The organism is Lentimicrobium sp. S6, assembly GCF_013166635.1.
GTDB lineage: Bacteria > Bacteroidota > Bacteroidia > Bacteroidales > UBA12170 > UBA12170.
Genome location: NZ_JABKBZ010000221.1, coordinates 1 through 984 on the forward strand (window position 1 = coordinate 1; position 984 = coordinate 984).

The 984-nt window shown below is 34.8% G+C and carries 1 protein-coding gene; it reads left to right on the plus strand.

The genetic code is table 11. From position 1 onward, the window contains the following. Window positions 1-409: 409 nt before the first annotated feature. Window positions 410-841 carry a transposase gene (locus HNS40_RS22435; protein WP_371742973.1) on the plus strand — a complete coding sequence of 144 codons (432 nt, stop codon included), beginning with the start codon at window positions 410-412 and terminating at the stop codon, window positions 839-841. The last annotated feature ends 143 nt before the right edge of the window (window positions 842-984 follow it).

Below are 984 nucleotides of genomic sequence, written 5' to 3' on the forward strand. Positions count from 1 at the left end.
GTGCTTGAAGATAAAAACACCTTTGTATTAAAAAGAGTAAAAAACAAAGAAGTCAGAAAGAAATAGTCTTGTAATCATATGTATATCTGTAACTTAAAAAAATAGACAGCTTAAGTTAACGCTAATGGCCTGAAGGGCTCAAAAACCTCAACTTGGGACACTCTCCCAACTATGATGTTGAGGGCATTCTTCATGCCCTCCATCCGAAGCAAAACAAAGCCTAGAAGGCCTAACAACAAACGCAGCAATCTGCATTTCCATACAAAGTCTGAAGGGCTCAAAAGCTAAAACTTGGGGCACCGTCCCAAGTAGAGCCAAAGGGCTCCAAACAAAACATAACCCCGAGCCTGTATGGCTCGTACAATAAAATCCACTAAAACAAAGTATCAGGAGGCAATAACTAGCTCAAATCTACGTTCATGCAATATTCGGCACCACAGGCCGAGTAAATACCATTAAGCCAGAAATAGAAGAAAAACTTCACTCCTATATGGCTGGTATTTTCAAAAACATGAATAGTCCAGCTATAAAAAAAAACTCAGTACCCGACCATATCCACATACTCTTTAAGCTATCTAAAAACCACGCACTTGCTAAAGTCATGGAAGAAGTAAAAAAATCAACATCCAAATGGATGAAAGAACATGGAATCATTAAATTTACTTGGCAAATAGGATATGGAGCTTTTTCTATACAATATAACAAAGTAGAAATAGTGATAAGCTATATCGAAAACCAAAAAGAACACCATAAGGAAACCTGTTTTAAACAAGAATTTGAAAAACTCATCAAAGAAAACCAAATGGTAGATTATAATTCCAATTTTTTCTGGGATAGATAAATACAATAGGGTTACCCATTTAGTTCACAAATAGTTGTATATGAGTATATTATTTTGTAAATTGTATTCAAATTCAGGAACGATGAGGATACTAAAAAACATTGATAGACAGACGTTTAAAGAAAGATTTACAACAAAAGAAG